The 21,649-nt window shown below is 46.4% G+C and carries 20 protein-coding genes; 14 read left to right on the top strand and 6 right to left on the bottom strand.

Features of this window, described 5'->3' with window-relative positions; translation table 11 throughout:
* The first annotated feature begins 119 nt into the window (after positions 1–119).
* From KNQ07_RS06865 to KNQ07_RS06855, 3 genes are all read left to right on the top strand, one after another.
* Positions 120–860, top strand: coding sequence for an ABC transporter ATP-binding protein (locus tag KNQ07_RS06865; protein WP_214765684.1), 741 nt, complete (start codon positions 120–122; stop codon positions 858–860).
* Positions 857–1,996, top strand: coding sequence for an ABC transporter permease (locus tag KNQ07_RS06860; protein WP_214765681.1), 1,140 nt, complete (start codon positions 857–859; stop codon positions 1,994–1,996). The genes KNQ07_RS06865 and KNQ07_RS06860 overlap by 4 nt, the downstream gene beginning before the upstream one ends.
* Before the next feature lie 92 nt (positions 1,997–2,088).
* A protein-coding gene (locus tag KNQ07_RS06855; protein ID WP_446681859.1) for an IS3 family transposase occupies positions 2,089–3,437 on the top strand; the annotation gives its coding sequence in 2 pieces (ribosomal slippage) (positions 2,089–2,530 and positions 2,530–3,437; 1,350 coding nt in all).
* A gap of 67 nt (positions 3,438–3,504) precedes the next feature.
* On the opposite strand, the gene KNQ07_RS06850 is transcribed toward KNQ07_RS06855, so the two are convergent.
* On the bottom strand, positions 3,505–4,800 hold the full coding sequence (locus tag KNQ07_RS06850) for an ammonium transporter (protein WP_214765675.1): 1,296 nt from the start codon (positions 4,798–4,800) through the stop codon (positions 3,505–3,507).
* A 117-nt stretch (positions 4,801–4,917) separates the two neighbouring features.
* Here KNQ07_RS06850 and KNQ07_RS06845 point away from each other — a divergent pair, with 117 nt between their 5' ends.
* The 7 genes from KNQ07_RS06845 (at position 4,918) to mscL (ending at position 11,726) form a co-directional block, all read left to right on the top strand.
* Positions 4,918–5,220 (top strand): MerR family transcriptional regulator, encoded by a 303-nt coding sequence (locus tag KNQ07_RS06845; RefSeq protein WP_012369603.1) that lies wholly within the window; start codon positions 4,918–4,920, stop codon positions 5,218–5,220.
* A gap of 142 nt (positions 5,221–5,362) precedes the next feature.
* A complete protein-coding gene (gene hemE / locus KNQ07_RS06840; protein WP_012369604.1) occupies positions 5,363–6,409 on the top strand; it encodes a uroporphyrinogen decarboxylase in 1,047 nt (348 codons plus the stop codon).
* Entirely contained in the window at positions 6,406–7,338 is a 933-nt protein-coding gene (hemH, locus tag KNQ07_RS06835) for a ferrochelatase (protein ID WP_214765673.1), read from the top strand. The genes hemE and hemH overlap by 4 nt, the downstream gene beginning before the upstream one ends.
* Complete coding sequence (hemG, locus tag KNQ07_RS06830) at positions 7,328–8,752, top strand: protoporphyrinogen oxidase (RefSeq protein ID WP_214765670.1); 1,425 nt, start codon at positions 7,328–7,330, stop codon at positions 8,750–8,752. The genes hemH and hemG overlap by 11 nt, the downstream gene beginning before the upstream one ends.
* A 136-nt stretch (positions 8,753–8,888) precedes the next feature.
* Positions 8,889–10,349 carry a cardiolipin synthase gene (gene cls, locus KNQ07_RS06825; protein WP_261966308.1) on the top strand — a complete coding sequence of 487 codons (1,461 nt, stop codon included), beginning with the start codon at positions 8,889–8,891 and terminating at the stop codon, positions 10,347–10,349.
* 73 nt (positions 10,350–10,422) lie between these two features.
* Positions 10,423–11,316: a Cof-type HAD-IIB family hydrolase gene (locus KNQ07_RS06820; RefSeq protein WP_234944569.1), complete on the top strand. Its 894-nt coding sequence runs from the start codon at positions 10,423–10,425 to the stop codon at positions 11,314–11,316.
* A gap of 20 nt (positions 11,317–11,336) precedes the next feature.
* Positions 11,337–11,726, top strand: coding sequence for a large-conductance mechanosensitive channel protein MscL (mscL, locus tag KNQ07_RS06815; RefSeq protein WP_012369609.1), 390 nt, complete (start codon positions 11,337–11,339; stop codon positions 11,724–11,726).
* 57 nt (positions 11,727–11,783) lie between these two features.
* Here mscL and KNQ07_RS06810 read toward each other — a convergent pair whose 3' ends face one another.
* The gene (locus tag KNQ07_RS06810) at positions 11,784–13,958 is read right to left on the bottom strand and encodes an ATP-dependent helicase (RefSeq protein ID WP_214765667.1); all 2,175 of its coding nucleotides are present in this window, start codon (positions 13,956–13,958) and stop codon (positions 11,784–11,786) included.
* Between the two features lie 225 nt (positions 13,959–14,183).
* Between KNQ07_RS06810 and KNQ07_RS06805 the strand changes: the two genes are divergently transcribed.
* Positions 14,184–14,678 carry a GNAT family N-acetyltransferase gene (locus KNQ07_RS06805; protein WP_214765665.1) on the top strand — a complete coding sequence of 165 codons (495 nt, stop codon included), beginning with the start codon at positions 14,184–14,186 and terminating at the stop codon, positions 14,676–14,678.
* A 58-nt stretch (positions 14,679–14,736) separates the two neighbouring features.
* Here KNQ07_RS06805 and KNQ07_RS06800 read toward each other — a convergent pair whose 3' ends face one another.
* The 3 genes from KNQ07_RS06800 to KNQ07_RS06790 form a co-directional block, all read right to left on the bottom strand.
* Positions 14,737–16,197, bottom strand: coding sequence for a sucrose-6-phosphate hydrolase (locus KNQ07_RS06800; RefSeq protein WP_214765662.1), 1,461 nt, complete (start codon positions 16,195–16,197; stop codon positions 14,737–14,739).
* A gap of 89 nt (positions 16,198–16,286) precedes the next feature.
* Complete coding sequence (locus KNQ07_RS06795) at positions 16,287–17,885, bottom strand: sensor domain-containing diguanylate cyclase (RefSeq protein WP_214765659.1); 1,599 nt, start codon at positions 17,883–17,885, stop codon at positions 16,287–16,289.
* 46 nt (positions 17,886–17,931) lie between these two features.
* Entirely contained in the window at positions 17,932–18,417 is a 486-nt protein-coding gene (locus tag KNQ07_RS06790; protein WP_214765656.1) for a GNAT family N-acetyltransferase, read from the bottom strand.
* 148 nt (positions 18,418–18,565) lie between these two features.
* Between KNQ07_RS06790 and KNQ07_RS06785 the strand changes: the two genes are divergently transcribed.
* Positions 18,566–19,483 (top strand): ABC transporter ATP-binding protein, encoded by a 918-nt coding sequence (locus tag KNQ07_RS06785; protein ID WP_214765652.1) that lies wholly within the window; start codon positions 18,566–18,568, stop codon positions 19,481–19,483.
* Entirely contained in the window at positions 19,461–20,204 is a 744-nt protein-coding gene (locus KNQ07_RS06780) for an ABC transporter permease (RefSeq protein ID WP_214765650.1), read from the top strand. The genes KNQ07_RS06785 and KNQ07_RS06780 overlap by 23 nt, the downstream gene beginning before the upstream one ends.
* Before the next feature lie 58 nt (positions 20,205–20,262).
* On the opposite strand, the gene KNQ07_RS06775 is transcribed toward KNQ07_RS06780, so the two are convergent.
* The gene (locus KNQ07_RS06775; RefSeq protein WP_214765734.1) at positions 20,263–20,889 is read right to left on the bottom strand and encodes a YczE/YyaS/YitT family protein; all 627 of its coding nucleotides are present in this window, start codon (positions 20,887–20,889) and stop codon (positions 20,263–20,265) included.
* 171 nt (positions 20,890–21,060) lie between these two features.
* Between KNQ07_RS06775 and KNQ07_RS06770 the strand changes: the two genes are divergently transcribed.
* Positions 21,061–21,624 (top strand): glycerol-3-phosphate responsive antiterminator, encoded by a 564-nt coding sequence (locus tag KNQ07_RS06770; protein WP_214765647.1) that lies wholly within the window; start codon positions 21,061–21,063, stop codon positions 21,622–21,624.
* Positions 21,625–21,649 lie beyond the last annotated feature (25 nt).

Here is a 21,649-nt window from a genome sequence, read left to right as displayed (position 1 = left end):
ACGATTACACTTAGAGTAATTACCGTAAAAAGATGTATTCAAACCTTTTCTTCATAAAAAAATGACTCAAACTAGAAAAGTGAGAATGAATTGTCTAGGATGGTTAATGAAGGGAGTCGATGAGTATGTTGTTAAAAATAAATGATTTATCTGGAGGATATGGAGCAAAAAAAGTTCTCCATGACATTAAGATATCGGTAAATAGAGGAGAACTTGTTGGATTAATCGGTTTAAACGGTGCGGGTAAGTCGACGACGATTAAACATATCCTCGGTTTGTTGCCGGTCAAGTCGGGAGAAGTTTTGATCAACGAAGTCAGTTTGGAACAGGATGAACAAACATATCGGAAACAGGTCGCCTATATTCCGGAACAACCGATGTTATATGAACAATTGACTTTACGCGAGCATTTGCGTTTGATGGCGCAAGGGTATGCCGTTGAGGAGAAGCAGGCGCAAGAACGAATGAATCATTACGCAGAACGGCTCCGAATGACAAAACAGTTGGAATGGTTTCCGAGTGTTTTTTCCAAAGGGATGAAACAAAAAGCAATGATTCTCTGCGCTTTGGTGACAGGCAGTGAGTTGCTGATCGTCGACGAACCGTTTGTTGGACTCGATCCACTTGCGATTCGGGAACTGTTGACGATTTTCAGTGAATTGAAAGCGGACGGGAAAGGGATCTTGATGTCGACCCATATTTTAGAGACGGCAGAACGTCATTGCAATCGGTTCATCTTGTTGCATGAAGGACGGATTGCAGCGGAGGGAACGACGGAAGATCTTCGAAATCGCTACGATTTGATGGACGGTTCCCTTGATGACATTTACGTCGCTGCCATCGAGGAGGCAGAACGATGACAAGTTCTGTTTTATGGCGTACACGATACCAGGCTGCCATGGCGGAGATGACGAAGTATACCCGGTATATGGCGAACGGCGGATTGCTGTTTACGGTCTATTTCGTCGTCTTATACGGTCTTGTCGTGTACGGTCGATTTTTGGATCAGCTCGATCCATCGTTTCCGGGAAATCTGGTCATGGGCAGCCTGTTCATCTTGTTGGCGTTTTACCGCTCGACACGGACGTTTTTGACCGAGGCGGACCAAGTCTTCCTGCTTCCAAGTCTGCCGCACCTTGCAGGGTATATGAAGCGAATCAGGGTATATAACGCTCTGTTTGGTATGATCCGGGCAGTGATTCCGTTTCTCGCGGTTGCTGTATTATATGTGCGGACAGAAGAAACTTCACCCATCGGATTGTTCATTCTGTTTGTCGCCTTAAGCATGATTGGTGCGGCTGCCAATTTATCAAAACTTGAAGGAGTCGGTCATCGACTGGTCCTCTTATACGCAACCGGTGCCGGAATTCTTGTTATGCTCGGAATGGGTTCATTCAGCATCGTGGTTACGGGTCTTCTGTTGTTGACGCTTCATTTGAAGAAACAGGATCAGTTACCGTTGATGGAGTGGATTGCGCTGGAACAGGAATCGCGGGATCGCTTTTACCGGATTGCAAACTGGTTTGTTGATGTACCACGCCTGTCGACGACATACAAACGGCGACGACTTTTGAGTCATCTCGTCGAAAAAATCGGATTCGACCGGAACCGGACGTTTGATTACCTGTACATGAAACAATTCATTCGAAGTACGGATGGAATCGGTTTAATCGTTCGTTTGACACTGATCGGCGCCGTCTTCATGTGGCTTGGTAAAGACAATGAATGGTTAGTGGTGCTTGCCGTACCCGCCTTCAGTGGATTGACCAGCTTTCAATTGGCGCCATTCACCCGGGCCATCGATTCCCATCTGTTGACCCGCCTGTTGCCGTTTGGAGACGCAACGGCATCAAAACGGAAAGTCCTTCGAACCACTTCATTTTTACAAGTGATGGTTTTAACGGGAATCGGGTATGTGATCAGCGGTTTTCCGACTGTTATCGCAGGCGCTGTTTTAGCACTCGTCATCGCGGAATATTACGCGAGGAAAAAGTAACCGTAGAATCAAAGACAAAACACCCCTTCGCCGTCACTGAACTGCCCCATAAAAGTTGGACATAAAAATCCAACTTTTATGGGGTGTTTTTTATGGTCAAATATACGAAGGCGTTTAAAGTCCAGGTCGCTGAGCGTTATCTGACGGGACGAGACGGATACCGAGGTGTAGCGAAAGAGTTCGGGATAGCGCGTGACCTGATCCGTGAGTGGTCACGTCTTTATGAGCGTTGGGGGGAAACGATCTTCGATCCTTCCTATACAACACACTCGCCGGCATTTAAACTGGAGGTATTAAACGACATGGCGACTAACAGGCTGTCCAGTAGAGAGGCGGCCGTAAAATACCGAATTTCCTCCCCAGGGATGATCTCGAGATGGCGATCGACCTATGAACGGGAAGGGACCGCAGGTCTGGTCGCCAAACCGAAAGGACGTGCCCCGATGGCGAGACGCAAGAAGAAGGACTTTGAAGAGATGACAGAAGTCGAGAAGCTCAAAGAGCGGATCGAGTATCTCGAGATGGAGAACGCTGCGTTAAAAAAATTGAAAGCCTTGGTTCAAGAAGAGAATGCGCGACGAACCGGATCAAGGCACAAGTAATCGACGAATTGCGATCAATCTATCCCGTTCTGGGACTCCTCCGCGTGCTCGGTATGGCGCGGAGCGTCTATTGCTATTGGCGGACCCGTATGACGGGCGAAGACAAGTATGCGGAGGTGAAGGCAGCCATCCATACCTTGTTCCACGAACACGAGGGACGATGTGGCTATCGTCGCATCCACGCACTTCTCGAACGCCAGGGCTTCCGGCACGATCCGAAGACTGTGCGCCGTCTCATGAACGAGCTCGGTCTCAAATGTCTCGTCCGCATGAAGCGATACCGCTCCTATAAAGGACGGGTCGGAGAGGTCGCACCGAATCTTCTCCAACGGGACTTCAAGGCCACCGGTCTGAACCAGAAATGGGTGACTGACGTCACTGAATTTCACCTGTTCGGGGAGAAGCTCTATCTCTCGCCGATGATGGACTTGGGAAACCGTGAGATCATTGCCTATACCATATCAAACCGCCCTACATATCGATTCGTTGGCGACATGTTGGATCAGGCAATCGGGAAGCTCGACGGAGAGGCACGCCCAATCCTTCATTCCGATCAAGGGTGGCATTATCAATACAAAGCGTTCACTGGTACGCTCCACGAGCATGGCATCACGCAAAGTATGTCCCGTAAGGGCAACTGCCTCGACAACGCAGCCATCGAAAGCTTCTTCGCTGTGCTCAAATCAGAGCTCCTGTATCTCAAGGAGTTCGATGATATGGACCACTTCAAATGTGAGCTCGAGCGTTACATCGAGTACTATAACCATCGTCGTATCAAGAGACGACTAAAAAACCTGAGCCCGGTGGAATACCGGACTCAGGTCCTAAAGGTCGCCTGACAAATTATTTATTGTCTAACTTTTTTGGTTCAGTTCATCACGGCGAAGGGGTGTTTGACGGTGAAATTCAGTTGACCTTTTCAGTCGATTCTTCTTCATACGTAGGATGCAACTCTTTGCTGACCGGTGCAGGGAGGTCGTAAGAAGCTTGTCCATGCTCGGCAACGTCCAGTCCACGGAGTTCATCTTCACGTGTAATCCGGAGACCGATTGTTACATCGAGTAACTTGAGGAAGACATAACTTAGGACACTGACGACGACGACGGCAAAGACGACGCCGAGTGCTTGCACCCCAAGTTGTGTAAAACCGCCGCCGTAAAATAATCCGGCTTGTCCGATGCCTGTAATTTCAACGAGTCTCGGTGAAGCGAAGAATCCGGTAGCAAGTGTGCCCCAAATCCCGGCAACACCATGAACCGAGAACGCACACAACGGATCATCGACGCGACGGGCGAGCAGGATACTTGTTCCGTACGTGATGACTCCGGCCAGGAAACCGATTACGACGGCTCCCCACGGTTCGACGAAAGCACAAGCGGCTGTGATGGCGACGAGAGCAGCCAGGACGCCGTTGATGATCGACGGGATATCTGCGACCCGACGATGCCAGAAGGAAATGGCGAGTGCACCAAGCGCACCGGCAGCGGTCGCAAGTAAAGTCGTCAAGGCGACATAACTGAAGAATCCGTCAGCAATCGTTAACGTCGAGCCGGCATTGAATCCAAACCAACATAACCAAAGGATAAACGCACCGACGACGGAATAGATGACGTTATGACCAAGTAACGGTGTTTTTTCTGCTCCAATCCGTTTTTTCAAGATTAAAGCAGCGACGAGAGCAGCGATTCCACCTTGTAAGTGGACGACTGTCGATCCGGCAAAATCCTGCATCCCGAGGGAACCGAGGAAACCGCCTGCCCAAACGGAACGGGCGATAATCGGATAGATGACAGCGACGAAGAATGTTCCGAACAATAGGTAAACGGACAATTTTGCCCGTTCCGCAAAACCGCCCCAAGCGATCGCAAGTGATACTGCGACAAAGGATAACTGGAAGAGGAATTTGACATCGATGGTTACATTTGACCAGTCAAGGCTTGAAAATCCGCCATGAAGGAAAAATCCTTCTGTTCCAATCAAACCGGGTCCGTCTCCGAACGTCAGTCCAAAGCCGATTGCCCAAAAGGCAAGAGCCGCAACGGAAAAACTGATTAATTGTTTAACCGCAACGTGTCCGGCATTCTTCGCCCGTAACATGCCTGTTTCGAGTAATAAAAATCCAATCTGCATCGTAAAGACTAATAAAGTAGCGAATAAGACATAAAACGTATCGACCGAAACTAACATTTCTTCTAATTTCATCGTCGTTCCTCCTTTATCAATTTAAAGTATGTGTTTACTTTAGACGGAAATCCCTTCCAAGAAACGTCTTGTGTCAGAAAATCTGACATGGTATTTTGAAGGAAAGGAGTGACGAAGATGAACTACCGGGAGAAGAAGGTGATGACGATTGGGATTGTCTGCGAATTGACCGGTTTATCGGAACGGCAAATTCGTTACTACGAAGAACGGAAATTGATTTTTCCGGAGCGGACGAACGGAAAAACCCGAAAGTATTCCTTTACAGATATCGAGCGACTGGTAGAAGTCGCAGAAAAGATTGAAGACGGGTGGCGGACACACGAAATCCGTGAAAAGGAACGAAAAGTAACAGAACAACAACGTTCGGATTTAATTCGTGGACAGTTGAATGCTGCCTTCGGACTTTACAAGAAACGGTGAACATTTGATGAACGGGTAACAGAACTGTAATTTTGTAAACGATTTATTGGCACACCGTTCTGAATTTCAGATATAATGTTTCTGTGTTCACAAACTTATCGTGTGTTATTTTGGGGCGTTAGAACGAGTAAAAGGGGTAGTTATGATGAAAAACTTTAATGATACATTTTTGCGGGCCATTCGTGGCGAAGAAGTAAGCCATGTACCGGTCTGGTATATGCGGCAAGCAGGTCGGTATCAAGCCGAGTATCGTGAAATCAAGAAGACACGGACACTTTTTGAGATTACACATGATCCTGAGTTGTGCGCCTATGTGACAGAACTGCCGGTCAAACAGTTGGGAGTCGACGCAGCAATCCTTTATAAAGATATTATGACGCCCTTGCCTTCAATGGGTGTCGACGTCGAAATCAAAAGCGGCATCGGTCCTGTCATTGCTAATCCAATCCGGACAATGGATGATGTTCAAGCGCTCCAAACCTTTAAAAAAGAAGATATTCCCTACATTTTCGAGACGATTAAATTATTGCGCGAACGTCTTGAAGTACCGTTGATCGGTTTTTCGGGAGCACCGTTTACATTAGCAAGCTATATGATCGAAGGCGGACCGTCAAAAGGTTATCATAAGACGAAAGCATTGATGTATGGTCACCCTGATGTCTGGCATGCTTTAATGGAGAAACTCGGAGATATGGTCATCGATTATATCAAAGCACAAGTTGATGCCGGTATCCAGGCGTTTCAAATCTTCGATTCGTGGGTCGGTACGACGAGTCGCAACGATTATGTCCTTTACATCAAACCGACGATGGAACGTATTTTCACGGAATTAAAAGAAACAGGCGTTCCGATGATCATGTTTGGTGTCGGAGCAAGTCACTTGGCAGAAGAATGGCATGATCTTCCGCTTGATGTCGTCGGACTCGACTGGCGTTTGTCGGTAGACGCGGCACGTGAACGCGGACTGACAAAAACCTTGCAGGGAAATCTTGATCCATCTTATCTGCTCGCTCCATGGGAGATTCTTGAAGCCAAAACAAAAGAAATCCTTGATATGGGCATGAAACGCCCTGGTTTTATCTTTAACTTAGGGCACGGTATCTTCCCGGAAGTGGATCCGGAAGTCTTAAAACGTCTCACTGCATATATCCATGATTACTCGAAAGAAAAAATGGAGGTAGCGAAATGAAAACACTAGGATTACTCGTCATGGCGTACGGTACGCCGTACAAACCGGAAGACATTGAACGGTATTACACACACATTCGCCGTGGGCGGAAACCGTCTCCAGAAGCATTGGCTGAACTGACAGAGCGGTATGAAGCAATCGGTGGTGTTTCACCACTGGCACAAGTCACGATTGATCAAGCGGAAGAACTGCACCGCCAACTGACTGAAAAATATGCAGGCGAAATCGAATTCAAACTGTATCTCGGTCTGAAGCATATCGAACCATTCGTCGAAGACGCCGTGGAACAAATGGCGAAAGACGGTATCACGGAAGCGGTCACGGTTGTACTGGCACCACACTACTCGACGTTCAGCATCCGTTCATACAACGGTCGTGCAAAAGAAGTAGCAGACAAACACGGCATCCATTTAGCTTCTGTTGAGTCATGGTACAAAGAAGAAGCTTTCATCGACTGGTGGGGCACGGAAATCCGGAAAACATTTGATGCGTTACCGGTACCGGAAGATAAAGCAGTCCTTGTCGTCTCAGCCCACAGTTTACCGGAAAAAATCATTGCGAACGGTGACCCATACCCGGAACAATTAAAAGAGACAGCAGATTTGATTGCGGCCCGCGCCGGTGTCAAGCATATGATCACAGGCTGGCAGTCAGCCGGACAAACGCCAGAACCTTGGCTCGGACCAGATGTACAAGACTTGACGCGTGACGTCTATGAAGCAGAAGGATACGAAGCATTCGTCTACGTTCCGGTCGGATTCGTCGCCGATCACTTGGAAGTCCTGTTCGACAATGATTATGAGTGTAAAGTCGTCTGTGACGAACTGGGCATCCATTACGCACGTCCGATCATGCCGAACGCAGATCCTGCCTTCATGAAAGCGGTCACTGAGGCTGTTTCAAAACAGGTCGGCAGTTATGTCAAGTAAACGTCTCGTCATCGTCGGCGGTGGTATTACTGGTCTTGCCGCTGCCTATTACGCAGAACGTGCCTTTCCCGATTTGAACATTACATTGCTTGAAGCCGGAGAACGTCTTGGCGGGAAGGTCGCGACGTACCGGGAAGACGGTTTTACGATTGAGCGTGGACCGGATTCTTACGTCGCCCGCAAACACATTTTGACGGATTTGATTGAAGCAATCGGACTTGGTGAAAAACTGGTCCGAAACAATACATCCCAAGCGTTCATTTTGGATACGGGTGGCCTTCATCCGATTCCGAAAGGCGCTGTCATGGGAATTCCGACGGATCTTGACTTGTTTCGGCAAACGACGTTACTGACAGAAGAGGAGAAACAGGAAGTCGCAGACTTGCTGTTACATCCGTCTGACAGTCTGAGGATTCCGGAACAGGACATTCCGCTCGGGGAATATTTGCGTCCGCGGCTCGGTGATGCATTAGTTGAAAAACTGATTGAACCGTTGCTGTCCGGAATTTATGCCGGCAATATCGATCAGATGAGTACGTTTGCGACCTATCCGCAGTTCGTCGCAAATGAACAAAAAGCCGGCTCATTGTTTGAAGGAATGCGTCTGATGCGTCCGCTCGATCAATTGCCGCAAACTCCCCAGACAACAATCAAGGCAACGGGACAGTTCTTATCGCTTGAAACAGGACTCGAATCGTTGATTGAACGGTTGGAAGAGGTGCTCGAACGCTCGGAAATTCGTCTCGAAACCCCATTACTGGCGATCTCACGTGAAGATGGACGATACCGGCTGAAAACGGACCACGGTCCAGAGTATGCCGATCATGTCCTCTTGACGATTCCGCATCCGCAAGTCGTTCAACTGTTACCGGATGCTCATTTACCGGAACTTGAACAGTTAACGACCCACTCGACGGCAACGGTGACGATGATTTTTGATCAACAGGAGTCGCTGCCGATTGAAGGAACAGGTTTTGTCGTCAATCGACGGGCACCGTACTCGATTACGGCCTGTACGGCGATTGATCAAAAATGGAATCATTCGGCTCCCGATCACACGGTCCTTCGGGCATTTGTCGGACGACCGGGTAATGACCATTTGGTTCATGAATCAGATGAGGTATTGCAACAGGCTGTGCTTCAGGACTTGGAAAAGATCTGTGGTCGGACGTTAGAACCGAAGCAGGTCATCATCAGCCGTTTGATGGATGGTCTTCCTGCTTACACCGTCGGTCATGCTGACCGGATTCAGCGTGTCCGGAAAGAAGTGTTGGCACAATACCCGGGCATTTATCTCGCTGGCCTTGCCTATGACGGGGTCGGATTGCCGGATTGTGTAGCCAGTGCGAAAACAATGATTGAATCGATTGAACTTGAACAATCCCATACAGATGAATCCGTCAATGAAACATAAAATCTTATCCAGTGCAAGAAACTCCATCTTTTTTAGGAGTTTCCTGCACTTTTTTGTTTTATTTACTTTGAAAATAAGGAATACCTTATACATTGCAGCGGGAAAAGGTGACAGGTAAAACAAAGGAGGAGATCCAGTGCTTGACGTGTTGAGTACGATGCTCGTCCTATTGGCCTACGGCTTGATTATCGTGAATGTATTGGCGGTCATCACCGTCATTTTTTTAGAGCGGCGGGATGTCGGCGCAACGTGGGCGTGGGTCTTGATTTTATATTTTGTTCCGCTAGTCGGGTTCCTGATTTACTTATTTTTTGGACGTCTTTTGAAAAAAACGAATTTTTATCACGTCGAACAAACAGAGCAACAAGAGCAGTCACGTCGTGTTGCTCTGCAACTGACTGAGCTCGACAAGCATGAGACACAACAGCGTCATCCAGCAATCATCCGGTACGATCAATTGATCCGGATGAATTTGACATCAAATGATGCGTTGCTCAGCTTTAATAATGATGTCGTGATTTTATCGGATGGTGAACAAAAATTCAATCGGATGATGACCGATATTTTAAACGCGGAACACGAAATCAACATCCAGTATTACATCATTCAAAAGGATTCACTGGGACAGGCCTTGATTGCCGCTTTGACGAACAAAGCGAAACAGGGAATCAAAGTCCGGTTGCTGTATGATGCGGTCGGATCCCGCGATTTAAAACGGTCCGACTTTAAGGAATTAATGAAACATGACGGAGAAGTGTACGCCTTTTTCCCGCCGACAATCGGTCTGATTAATTTCCGTCTCAACAACCGGAATCACCGGAAGTCCTGTATCGTCGATGGGAAGATTGGTTATATCGGCGGCTTTAACGTCGGAACAGAGTATTTGGGAATTGATGAAAAATTCGGCTACTGGCGCGACACGCATTTCCGCTTGGAAGGAGAGGTTGTTCACGATCAACTGGACCGATTCATCTTGGATTGGAACCAGGCGAGCGACAGCTATACGGCAAAAAATGCTTTTTATTATGGCGCCCACTCGATTGAACAGGAATTGCCGATGCAGATTGTGACGTCCGGACCGGATTCGAAAACGGAACATCTCAAAAATCTGCTGATTAAAATGATTTCATCCGCGAAACACTCGATTTATATCCAGTCACCTTATTTCATCCCGGATACGAGTTATATGGACGCTTGTAAGATGGCATTGCTGTCGGGTGTAGAAATCCGAATCATGATTCCGAACAAACCGGATCATCCGTTTGTTTACTGGGCGACGACAGCAGCAGCCGGAGAACTGATTGATTATGGAGCGAAAATCTATACGTATGAACCCGGATTTCTTCATGCCAAAACGATTGTCGTCGATCGGGAAATCGCCTCCGTCGGAACGACGAATATCGATGCCCGGAGCTTCCGATTGAATTTTGAGATGAACTCGATCGTCTACGACCGGCATGTTGCTGAAGAATTAGCCCGTTTGTTCGAAGCGGATTGTCTTGTCTGTGAGCAGCTGACCGCTGAAAAATATGCGGAACGATCCCGGTTCGTTAAGTTTAAAGAAAGTATTTCCCGCTTGTTGTCTCCGATCCTTTGAGCGGCATCAAAAGGGTCGGAACAGGAATATCATGCTGAAAATGGTATAGTAAAATGGAAAAAGATAAAGGAGAGTGAACGTTTTGGCAAAAGCAATCAAATTATTGATCTCAGACATGGATGGTACGGTGTTATCCAGCAAACAGAAAATAGAACCGGAAACGATTGCGGCGATTGAAGCTGCAAAAGAACAAGGCATTGATTTTGCTATTGCGACAGGACGGAACTACTTAAATGCGAAAGAACTGACGGACGAGGCGGGAATTACGTGCCCGATCATCGCTTCTAACGGAGCACGTGTGTTGACTGCTGACGGCGAAGAGCTGAGTGCAACGACACTGACGACGGAACAGGCGCAACAAATTTACGGCATCATCAGTCAATATGAAGTTTTCTTTGAAATGTTTTGTGATAAAGGACTTGTCACAGCACAAGGGGCGACGATTGACGCCGCTTATGATTCGCTGAAAGAAATGAGTCAGGAAAGCGACCGGGCCAAAAATGTCCTGGAATTTTTCCATGACCGGTATTATGTCAACGAAGATGTCAAAATGATTGACGGTTTCCGTTCGTTCATCCGCAACCAGACCAAACAAGTCTTTAAATTCATTTCTTTCTCATTTGATCAAGAGTTGATGAAGAAAATTTGGGAAGAAATCGAACAAAAAGTGGAGGGTGTATACGTGACATCATCCGGGCATGACAATATCGAAGTCATGGCACTTGGTGCCGATAAAGGAACAGCGGTCAAAACACTGGCAAAGCACCTTGGAGTGTCGATCGAAGAAGTCGCCGTCATCGGGGACAACTTGAATGATGTTCCGATGTTCAAAGTGGCCGGTATGGCGATTGCGATGGGGAATGGTCATGACGATGCAAAAGCGATTGCCCATCAAGTGACGAAAACAAATAATGAAAATGGGGTTGGCTATGCGATTCGTCAGTTGGCTGATCGGGCATGGACGTAAAATGAGAGGGGCAACCGGCAATGTTCAAAGCGTTTAAAGAGTTTGCATTTCGCGGAAATGTCATCGACCTGGCAGTAGGGGTCATCTTGGGGGCGGCTTTCAGCGGTATCATCAAGTCGCTGGTCGACAGCATCTTCATGCCATTGATCGGTATCATCATTGGTGGAATTGATGTCAAAGGATTGTCGGTCGAGGTCGGAAATGCTAATTTGTTATACGGTCAATTCCTGCAAGCAAGCATCGAGTTTATCTTGATTGCGTTTGCGTTATTTTTATTCGTCAAAGGCATCAATGCTTTTCGCCGGAAAGAGGAGACGACAGAAGAAGTCGCAGCTCCGACGACGGAAGAAAAACTGCTCACGGAAATCCGTGATGCATTGGTCCGTCAACAGAATGAACGGATGAAATGAGTAATCAAAAGACGCACTTACTCCGGAACATGATCCGGATGGTAAGTGCGCCTTTTTTTATAAAATCGTTAACAGATGATTTTCAGAACAGACTTGAAGGGACAATTGCTTATCGATGCCTTTATCGAATTGAATCTCAAGAACGTCGTCCATTACATGAACAATCGTTCCCTCACCGAAGGATGTATGCCGGATCCGCATATTTTTCTCGACTTGAAGAAGTGGCCCGGCAGGTTTTTCATTCAAACGTGAAGCATAACGGGCTTCTTTTTGTGCCTTTTGATCCGGATTAAGAATCTGGCGGATATTTGCGATGAATAAGGATTCCTCGACCGGTTTTGACTTATACCGGTAAGACAACAGGTGAAGATCATGACGTGCCCGTGTCATTCCGACATAAAATAGACGGACGGCTTCTTCCATTTCTTCGAGTTGTCCGTCTTTGTAAGATTTAATATTATCCGACGATGGAAGCACACCGTTGATTAAATCGATCATAAAGACACGATCGAACTCGAGTCCCTTAGCACTGTGAAAAGTCGATAAGGTGACAGCATTTTGATGTTTGTTCGACTTCGCTTGACGCATGAGTTGTTCGAGGTGCAAAATCCGCTCTTTAAAGGCAAGGGAAGTCGGAAGATCACTTGCGACATTTTCAATCGTATTGAGCATCTCGAGTAAAAAATCAATGCTGAATCCAAGACTGTCACTCATTTTTTTAAGATTTTTTTCATAACCGAGTTCATTGCGAATCATTGCCAAAGCGGCAGCCGGACGGGCGGTTTGTATGGCAGCGAAGACGGATTTAATGGTTTTCAACTGTTTTTTTTGATAAAACTTCATCTCGACATGTTGAAGCAGCAGATCAAAGACGTTTTCACCGTTCTGCAGTTCATAAAGACGCTGTAATTGAACTTTTGAGATATACCCTGCAAATTTCGTATGAATTCGCGCTAAAATCTCAACATCAGAAGGATCGTTTGCCAGTTCGATAAAATGTAAGACATCCTTTAAAACCCAATGGCTAAAGAATTTATGGTCGACGTCCTTGATATAAAAAGGGATACCGGCTAGATCAAGGGCATTCATGATATTAATCGAGGACGAGTTGTTGCGGTATAAAATCGCTACTTCTTTAAAATTCGTTTCCTCGCGTAATTGACGAATGACATACCGCGTTTGGTCTTCGTACGCCGGTAACGTTTCAACGGTGATGGCACGGGAAGACGGATTTTCCGTATACATCTTCTTCGGGTAACGGACCTTATTCCGCTGAATGAACCGATTGGCGGTTTCGACGATCTCTTTAGAGGAACGATAGTTTTGTTCCATGTACAATACAGTCGCATCGGGATACGTATCCTTAAAGTGGATGATTTTTGATACATCTGCACCGCGCCAGCTGTACAGCGTTTGATCATCGTCGGCGACGACGCAAAGGTTATTGTGAGGCAATGCCAGTTTTTCGACAAGTTGATGCTGCACCAAAGAAGTATCCTGACTTTCGTCCGTTAAAATATATTCAAAGCGGCGTTGATAAGAGGCAAGTAGTGCCGCATCCTGCGAAAGAATCGTATTGGCATATGTCAGCATATCATCGAAGTCCATCAGTGGATGGAGCGGATCCCGCAACTTAAATTGCTCATAGGCGGAGTAAATCTCCGGAAAATGTTTAATGGTCGTCTTTAATGTTTCAATGTCCTTCGTAACCAGTAAGCGGTTTTTCACGAAGGAAATCATACGCAGCAATTCATCCATCTGATCTTCCGTAATGACACTCCGGTTGATTTCCTGGAAAATCCGGCGAAGAATCATCCGTTTATGCAACGGCTGCTCCGGACGGTGTGTTGCCGTTTTTTCAATGGCGCCTTCGATGATCGTATACTGAAGGCGGTGTGTTGACCCATAGTCACGGACGACTTGGAAAGCAAAACTGTGGATGGTCGAGAAAGAAGCCGTTGTTCCGATTAAATGATGAAACCAGTCATAAAAACGTTCTGCCATCTCATGAGCAGCGGCTTTACTGAAAGTTAATCCCAAGATGGACCGGGGATTCACCTTTTTCTCAAGGATCAAATAGGCAATTTTAAAATTTAATGTTGTCGTTTTTCCTGAACCCGGGGAAGCGAGTAATAAGAGCGGACCTTGATCGTGCTCAATCGCTTGGCGCTGGACCGCATTTAATTTGGTTCCGGTTTCGATCTCCATCCGCTCGAAAAAGTCTGGGGACATCGGTTTATTCACCTCTTACCTTTATAAACTCAATTTTCTTTTCTTAGTTTAGCATTTTCAGTCGGACAATTGATTAAGTCTACACAAGAAGTGGAATATAAGTAAAGATAAAATCTTTTACACGAACGTTCCTGAAGCATTGGCTAAAACATCTAGAACATGTAAAATGGAAATAGATGTAAGGGGAGTGTTGTGTCTCCTTGACTAATGGAAGGCGGAAAAAGTATGTCTCAAGTAAAGCTGTTTATGTATACCAACAAACACTATGAACAATGTGATGCGTTTATTCTTCCGGAGGAACAAATCCAATTTACGACATTTCCGACCGAGGTCGTGTCGGAAGCATTAAGTAATCCAGACAAGTTTCCGGTCGTCATTAAAAAAGAAACGGAAGTCGTCGGATTTTTCATCCTGCATTTAAATCCTCCGAAAACCCACCGGACGGATGAACGCAGTGTCCTGTTGCGGGCTTTTTCGATTGATGCCAGACACCAACAGCAAGGATATGCCAAAGAAGCGATGATGCAACTTCCTGCCTTCGTAAACGAACATTTTCCGGAAGTGACGGCGATTACGTTAGCGGTCAATAAAAAGAATATCGCAGCAAAATCCTTGTACTTCAAAACAGGTTACGTGGATACCTTACAATCTGTCATGGGGCCGATCGGCGAACAACACATATTAGCCTTTGATCTTCAAAAAGAGACGGCACCGCAATAAAAAACACATTCCTCAGCTGATTGTCTGTGAGGAATGTGTTTTTCTGTCTTGAGCTAAATTAGAGACTGTAAATCGCCAAATGCGCTGTCGCGTCACCGGTCAGAACGATGCCTTGGCTCGTCGTCTTCGGGAAAATCCGGGCGGAAGCCACGGCTTCTCCGTCATTGAGAAAGACTTCGACGGACGAACGATCGACGAACACACGTAACGTATGCAATGGTTCAGTCAATGTGACCGAACGAGTAGTTCCGTAGTCGAGTGCTGGTACTTCTGCACCTGATGACGCGCGGTCCATTGTAAACCGTCTCGTTTGTTGATCGTACCGCAGAACCGTCTGTTCCTGGTCACTGACGCGGAGCTTCACTTCCAATTGATCAGAAGAAAGTTGCAACTGGGACAACTCGAGCTCGAAAATTTCTGCTTGTGCAGGCAGGAGTTGATCGACCAATTCCAGTTCCTGTTCGTACAACGTTTCTTTACGGAGTGATATCAGTTCCCGGACCGGTTTTTGGCGCAATTGCTGATTTTCGAGTGTCAGTTCTCGGGGCAATGTCAAACCGTGTGCCCAGTTAAACCGGTCACTTGGATACGAGATGTCCGGTAATCCCATCCAGCCGACAAGAATCCGGCGTCCGTCTACTGCCAGTGTTGTTTGCGGCGCATAAAAATCAAATCCGAAATCCAGTTCAACAAAATCTTCATGTTGGAAAGTGAGTTCCGGCAGGGCGAGCGGCTGTCCCATCAAGTATCCGGATTGGAAGATGTTTTGATATCGGTCGTTCTCGGGAGAAATCCCTTGCGGACTGAATAATAAGAATCCTTTTCCGTCGAGTTCAAAATAATCGGGGCACTCCCACATATAACCGAATTGATCATATCCGGTGTTGAGTTCACCCATGAATGTCCAGTTTTCCGCATCCAGCGATTGGTACATGACCGTACATCCGCTTAAATCATCGCGTTGAGCTCCGATGATGCAATACCATGTATCGTGATGCTGAAATACTTTAGGATCCCGGAAATGCTCGGTATAACCGGTCGGAACCTCTGGAATGGCAGGAGGCAGATGTTTTTCAATCCGACCGTCCGAACGAAGGTGACCGACGATTTGACTCGTATGGCGATTCCATTCGGCGTCCCGCTTGTTTCCTGTATACATAACATGAACCTGATCGTTTTTGACGAAACCACTTCCGGAGTAAGCACCATGTGAATCAGGATCATCGTTTGGAATAAGAGCTGCCCCCTCATCGAACCAATGCACTAAATCCTTTGAAGTCATATGGTACCAATACTTCAATCCGTGGACGGGTCCGAGCGGGAACCATTGATAAAAGAGGTGGTACGTCCCGTTGTGATAGACAAATCCGTTCGGATCATTCAATAAACCGGTCGGAGGTTGGATGTGGAAAGAAAACCGCCAAGGTGAGTTCCGTACTTCTTCTTTCATGAGTTGATACACTTCCGGTGCAAGATCGGAAAGCGGGCGATAACGTGCTTCGCGTGTCCACTGATTCATGTTGTCAGCTCCTTGTTGTAAGTAGTTGGGGATTGCTTCTTCTATGCGTTCACATTACGGAGTAGCGGTGATCTTGTCAATAACGTCTCTTAGTAATGGAAGGTCAAGCATCCTTTGCCCTGGTGTTTTGAATCGTACAAAGCAATATCTGCCCGGTGAATCACCTGTTCGATCGATTCTTCCGCCGAACGGATGGCGACGCCGATACTGGCTCCAATCAATATAGTTTGTTGATTCAAAAGATAAGGATAAGAAAGTGTATGAATGATGTCTCTTCCGTATCGGTCGATTTCTTCTGTCGTAATCGGCTCGTTCAAGATAATTAAAAACTCATCGCCACCGAGCCGTGCCACAAGACCTTCGTAACGTAAGGATTTTTGAAGACGATCGGCGACTTCGATTAACAATAAATCACCCATGGCATGACCATACTGGTCATTGACAGCTTTGAAGCCGTCTAAATCAAGATACAGATAAATCTGGTCGTGCGTTTTACGCGACAGCCCATCCAAATAATCCGATAGACCATTCCGGTTCGGCAGACCGGTCAAAGCATCGTGAAGGGCGAGTGACTCGTACGTTGTCCGTTCTTGCTCGGTATGGGTTAATTTTGTCGTCAGTTCACGCAAGGCGACGGAAAGGACTTCGATCTCCCGAATCCCGGTATGTGCCGGAATCGACTTGGACCGATCATGTTGCATAGCTTCTGCTGCCAGTGTGATTTTCTTTAAGGGGCGGGTCAACAGTCTGGCTACGAACCAACCGATGATGGCCGTCAACAAAGAAGCAATTAATCCGGCAATCAGGATGTAGTTTCTCAAAGTGCTTGCGTCCGAAAAGGCGATTTGGCTCGGTTGGCGGACGAGAACCGTCCAGCCGAGTCCGTTGTAATTTTTGTAGCCCTTACTTTCGGCGACGCCGATTAAGTATTCTTGATCATTTTCCCAGTTGGAGATCCGGTATCCTTTTTGATTTCCGGCTAGCCAATCAGACGGCAAATTTTTTCCGCGCCACTGCTTCGGACCGAGGAGAACGGTCCGGTTTTGTTTGCTGACGATGAGGAATTCGACATCTTTAATCTGCGCCGTAGAGCTTTGGAAACTTTGTTCGATTTCCTTGGCCCACTCAAAGCTGAGGTGAGTGGCGAGAACACCAGTCATTTTTCCGTTCGTGAACAACGGTGTGCTGATGTCGACGAATTGCAGCGGTTCGCCGCTCGGGTTAGGAAGCAGTTTGGCCAGTAGAACAGCGTCATGTACATCACCGATGAATGGCTTTTTTTGAGCTTCCTGAAAGACGGGACGTGCTTTGATTGATTGGCCCTCTAATATTTTCCCTGTTGAAGCAATGACTTGGCCATCGGGATTCATTACACCAATCCAGGAAAAGTCAGGGATTTGTTGTTGCAACTGCTCCAGCGTATTCCGTGTTTCAGCTGGATTTTTCCCGTCCCGAATCGTTGGCAAAGTCCGTAAGACATTGACTTCGGCAGTACGGGACCACATGTAGTGATCGAGTTTATCGGATAATTGATAAGCTGTGGCGGACAAGGTTGTTCCCACCTCATCCTTTAGGCGGTCTGTTGCACGATTACTGATTAAAAACGTCAGAGAAAGTGTCATGACGAAAAAAAGACCGGCAATCAATAAAGCAAGTAAGGCATCAAAACGGATAGAAAATTTCTTCATGTAATAAACTCCCATTCAATTAATACAATAAGTAGAATGCTTCTCATTATTTTAACATACGATCATCTGATGAATTTATTTTGAGAAAAACTTCGACGGGTTGATGGCAGTCGGAGACACCCTGTCGTTCGAAGCGGAAATCAAGATGTTCCCAATAGCGACGTCCTGATACATTTTCAGGCAGGACAGCCAGTCGGATTACAGGACAATCCTGTAGATACTGTTCGTGAAACATACGATAGATCATCGAACCGATACCCTGTCGATGAAGTCGTTCGGGCATGATGAATAAACCGATCCAGGTGGAGTGGTCGGTTGGATGTTCCGGTAAATAATCAATGAGGGCAAGCACATCGTCACCGTCAATACAGAGCAGACTAATCGTATCAGCATTTAAAAATTCTTCTTCTAATTCGTCATCCGATAAAGGATAGATTCGGTCTTCGAGTTGCACATAATGCGGATTTTCAGCAAAAATCGATTGAATGATCGGAAAATCTTTTTTTATCACCGGAACAAACTGCAATGGCATCGGGTTTCCTCCTGTCAGTTAGAGTCCTACACCTCTTTTAGTATACAAGTTCAAACTGGAAACGGATTACATAATTGTAAGGATAGGAACTTTTTTAATTGATATCGCGTACACTGAAGTAAGAAGAACAGCAAGAGGAGGAAAAAAGATGCTGAAAATCGAACACGTATCAAAACGTCTAGGCAAAGAGCAGATTTTAAAGGATGTCAGCTTTGAAGTGGCACCGGGAGAAGTGTTTGGATTTCTTGGACCAAACGGGGCCGGGAAGACAACGACCATCCGAGTTATAACGGGATTACTTGAGCAAGATGAGGGAACGGTCACCGTCAATGGCTTCGACGTCGTCCATGAACGCTCAAAAGCTTTGACACAAATCGGAGCAATCGTTGAGAATCCGGCTTTCTACACATACATGACAGGCAAACAAAATCTGGTTCATGCAAAGAATCTGATTCCGGGTTTGACTCAGGTCGATTATGAGGCACTGGCGAAACTCGTTGGACTTGAAGGAAAACTGTCTAAAAAAGTCGGAGAATATTCACTAGGAATGAAACAGCGTCTCGGAATTGCCCGCGCCTTGTTACATAATCCACGGGTGCTGATTTTAGATGAGCCGACGAACGGCCTGGATCCGGCAGGGATTGCCGAACTGCGTGAATATCTCCGGGCAATGGCCCGTGAGCAGGATATTGCGATTTTAATCTCCAGTCACATGTTGGGGGAAATGGAACAGATCAGTGACCGCTATGCCATCATCGACCAAGGTGTCATCAAATCAGTCGAATCCGTCCGGAATGAGACGGGAGCCAAAATCATGATTCGTGTTCCTGAAATTAATATACGTGATGTGATTGAAGCATTACGAATTGCGAACTATCCGGCAGAACGCTTAAACGATCACATCATTATCACGGCACCTGAAACCGAGACACCGGCCATCGCCCGATTAATCGTCCCGATTGCTGATTTACATGAACTGACAGTGAAACGAATGACACTCGAAGAACAATTCTTGCAAGTGACGAAAAAAGAGGGGGATTCACATGCTTTCGCTCATACAAAATGAATGGATGAAATGGTGGACAATGAAAAAATCAAAAATCGTCCTGGCGCTATACGTTCTGATCGCCGTCGGAGTCGTCGTTGTTGCGAAAATGAATGATGCTGACCTTACACGCAGTGACTACTATATGCTCATGACGATTATTCTGTTCAATCTGCTTGGTATCATCACGATTGTTTTCACGGCGGAGACGGTCGGGAATGAAGTCCGCTATGATACGATGAAACATTTGCTGATGAGTCCGTATTCGCGGATGACGATTTATTTCTCGAAACTGTTGTTCTCGATTTTAATCATGCTTGGTCAATTCATTTTCATCGTTATCATTACGTACGCCGCATCGTTTGCATTTTCTGAAGCCGGTGATGGTATCCAGTGGCGCGATACCGTCTTCTCACTCGTCACTCCGGTCTTTACGATTTTCATGACGCTGTTCTTCTCGCTGGTCTTCCGTTCTGTCGGTATGATCATCGGATTTACTGTGCTGGCCCAGTTCTTTACGTCGATTGCCGGAACAGTGTTACTTGCCTTTAAACCGGAAATCGCGAAATGGATTGTGTTGATGCATCTGGACTGGTCCATGTATTTCAAAGGCGCGTTGACGTACGGAACAGCAGAACCTATGGGAACTACATTGACGTTTTCCGTCCTCTTCGTTCTGGCACACATCTTGGTGTTATTCGGCGGATCAATCCTGATTTTCCAAAAAAAATCATATCTTTAAAATCGAAAAAAATCCGGTCTCCACTGTGATATTCACAGAGCAGACAGGATTTTTTTCATCAGGTGACACGACGGGTGATTGGAAATGTTTTTTGGAAAAATTCAATCAGGGGACCGTTTAAGAGGAGGAAGACAAACGTTCCGACGCCAATCCCGATCAATTCGTGTTCGACAAGCGATAAGATACTGGCAATTAAAAAAGGAATTGCCAGGCTGACCGTTGCACCGATGGATGTACTTTTGAACCGGCTGATCAATGATTTCATCAAATAGTCGGGCGGCATCAGGACAAATCCGATTTGCAAGTAAAGCGCCAGTCCAAGCGAAATCAACGGCATCCCGATAATCATATACAAAATACGTGCCCACAAGGCGACCGGTGTATAGAGGAGCTGGTGGATCGACAAAAAGAAATCAATCGCCGTTCCGAACAGAACGACAAGGGAAAAACTAAGTAAAATCGTCCACCAACTGAACCGGCTCCCAAGCAGCAGAGCACTGGCGAGCGCAAAAACATGCAGGACGACGATGGCCAGTCCGACGGTCAACGGCGAAATACGGGCCAACGCTTCACTGGCAGAGGTCCAGGGAGCACTTCCGATGGCCGCGGTGACCATGAAGCTGTTACCGAGGGCGTTAATCAAAATTGAAAATAAATAAATGATGATTCTTTTTTGTTGACTCATGCGAGGCACAGAGAAACTTTCCCCTATGCTTCTCACCTCCATTTCAAATCAGTATCGTTAAGCTATACCCTAATTTAATCGTTCTTTTCATTTGTTTTCATAAAAAGAGGATTGCGAAAAACATTGCCGAGACGACATACTAAGGACAAATCAAAGAAATGGGGACGCGATATGACGTACTTTGGTCAAAAAATTCTGCCGTCTGTCAGAAAGTTAGAAGACTTTGAAAAAATGTTGAAAAGTCCTTATGAATACGGTGTACTGCTTGAGATGCATGTTTCGCGCTTAAAGGCCGTCTATGAATTGGCACACCGGTATGACAAAAAAATGTTTTTGCACATGGATTTGGTCCAAGGGTTAAAAAATGATGAATATGCGACCGAATACGTCTGCCAGGAATTAAAGCCGTATGGTGTCATTTCGACGAAAGCCAGTGTCATCGTAAAAGCCCGTCAAAAAAAGGTCAAGACGATGCAACGAATGTTCTTGTTGGACTCAAGCTCTCTCGAAAAAAGTTATCAGCTGATGGAGCGGACGCAGCCTGATTATATCGAAGTATTACCGGGATTGATGCCGAAATACATCGAAGAGGTGAAACGGAAAACCGGCAAACTCGTATTCGCCGGTGGATTGATTGATACCGTTGAGGAAGTGGAACAGGCGATTGCAGCGGGAGCCTCTAGTATTACGACCTCGAATAAAGAGTTGTGGAAATACTTTGAACCAAACAAATGAAAACGCTATGACAAAGATCACGTAA

The sequence above is a fragment of the Exiguobacterium sp. s145 genome (assembly GCF_018618835.1).
In the GTDB taxonomy this organism is placed as follows: domain Bacteria; phylum Bacillota; class Bacilli; order Exiguobacteriales; family Exiguobacteriaceae; genus Exiguobacterium_A; species Exiguobacterium_A artemiae.
Note: the sequence above shows the minus strand (reverse complement) of the source record. Positions and strands in the feature narration are given on the sequence as shown.

Excerpts from the sequence above, each read along its gene's own strand:
- KNQ07_RS06865 (WP_214765684.1), top strand. The coding sequence starts at position 120 with ATGAGTATGTTGTTAAAAATAAATGATTTATCTGGAGGATATGGAGCA.
- KNQ07_RS06860 (WP_214765681.1), top strand. The coding sequence starts at position 857 with ATGACAAGTTCTGTTTTATGGCGTACACGATACCAGGCTGCCATGGCG.
- KNQ07_RS06850 (WP_214765675.1), bottom strand. The coding sequence starts at position 4,800 with ATGAAATTAGAAGAAATGTTAGTTTCGGTCGATACGTTTTATGTCTTA.
- KNQ07_RS06845 (WP_012369603.1), top strand. The coding sequence starts at position 4,918 with ATGAACTACCGGGAGAAGAAGGTGATGACGATTGGGATTGTCTGCGAA.
- hemE (WP_012369604.1), top strand. The coding sequence starts at position 5,363 with ATGATGAAAAACTTTAATGATACATTTTTGCGGGCCATTCGTGGCGAA.
- hemH (WP_214765673.1), top strand. The coding sequence starts at position 6,406 with ATGAAAACACTAGGATTACTCGTCATGGCGTACGGTACGCCGTACAAA.
- hemG (WP_214765670.1), top strand. The coding sequence starts at position 7,328 with ATGTCAAGTAAACGTCTCGTCATCGTCGGCGGTGGTATTACTGGTCTT.
- mscL (WP_012369609.1), top strand. The coding sequence starts at position 11,337 with ATGTTCAAAGCGTTTAAAGAGTTTGCATTTCGCGGAAATGTCATCGAC.
- KNQ07_RS06810 (WP_214765667.1), bottom strand. The coding sequence starts at position 13,958 with ATGTCCCCAGACTTTTTCGAGCGGATGGAGATCGAAACCGGAACCAAA.
- KNQ07_RS06805 (WP_214765665.1), top strand. The coding sequence starts at position 14,184 with ATGTCTCAAGTAAAGCTGTTTATGTATACCAACAAACACTATGAACAA.
- KNQ07_RS06800 (WP_214765662.1), bottom strand. The coding sequence starts at position 16,197 with ATGAATCAGTGGACACGCGAAGCACGTTATCGCCCGCTTTCCGATCTT.
- KNQ07_RS06795 (WP_214765659.1), bottom strand. The coding sequence starts at position 17,885 with ATGAAGAAATTTTCTATCCGTTTTGATGCCTTACTTGCTTTATTGATT.
- KNQ07_RS06790 (WP_214765656.1), bottom strand. The coding sequence starts at position 18,417 with ATGCCATTGCAGTTTGTTCCGGTGATAAAAAAAGATTTTCCGATCATT.
- KNQ07_RS06785 (WP_214765652.1), top strand. The coding sequence starts at position 18,566 with ATGCTGAAAATCGAACACGTATCAAAACGTCTAGGCAAAGAGCAGATT.
- KNQ07_RS06780 (WP_214765650.1), top strand. The coding sequence starts at position 19,461 with ATGCTTTCGCTCATACAAAATGAATGGATGAAATGGTGGACAATGAAA.
- KNQ07_RS06775 (WP_214765734.1), bottom strand. The coding sequence starts at position 20,889 with ATGAGTCAACAAAAAAGAATCATCATTTATTTATTTTCAATTTTGATT.
- KNQ07_RS06770 (WP_214765647.1), top strand. The coding sequence starts at position 21,061 with ATGACGTACTTTGGTCAAAAAATTCTGCCGTCTGTCAGAAAGTTAGAA.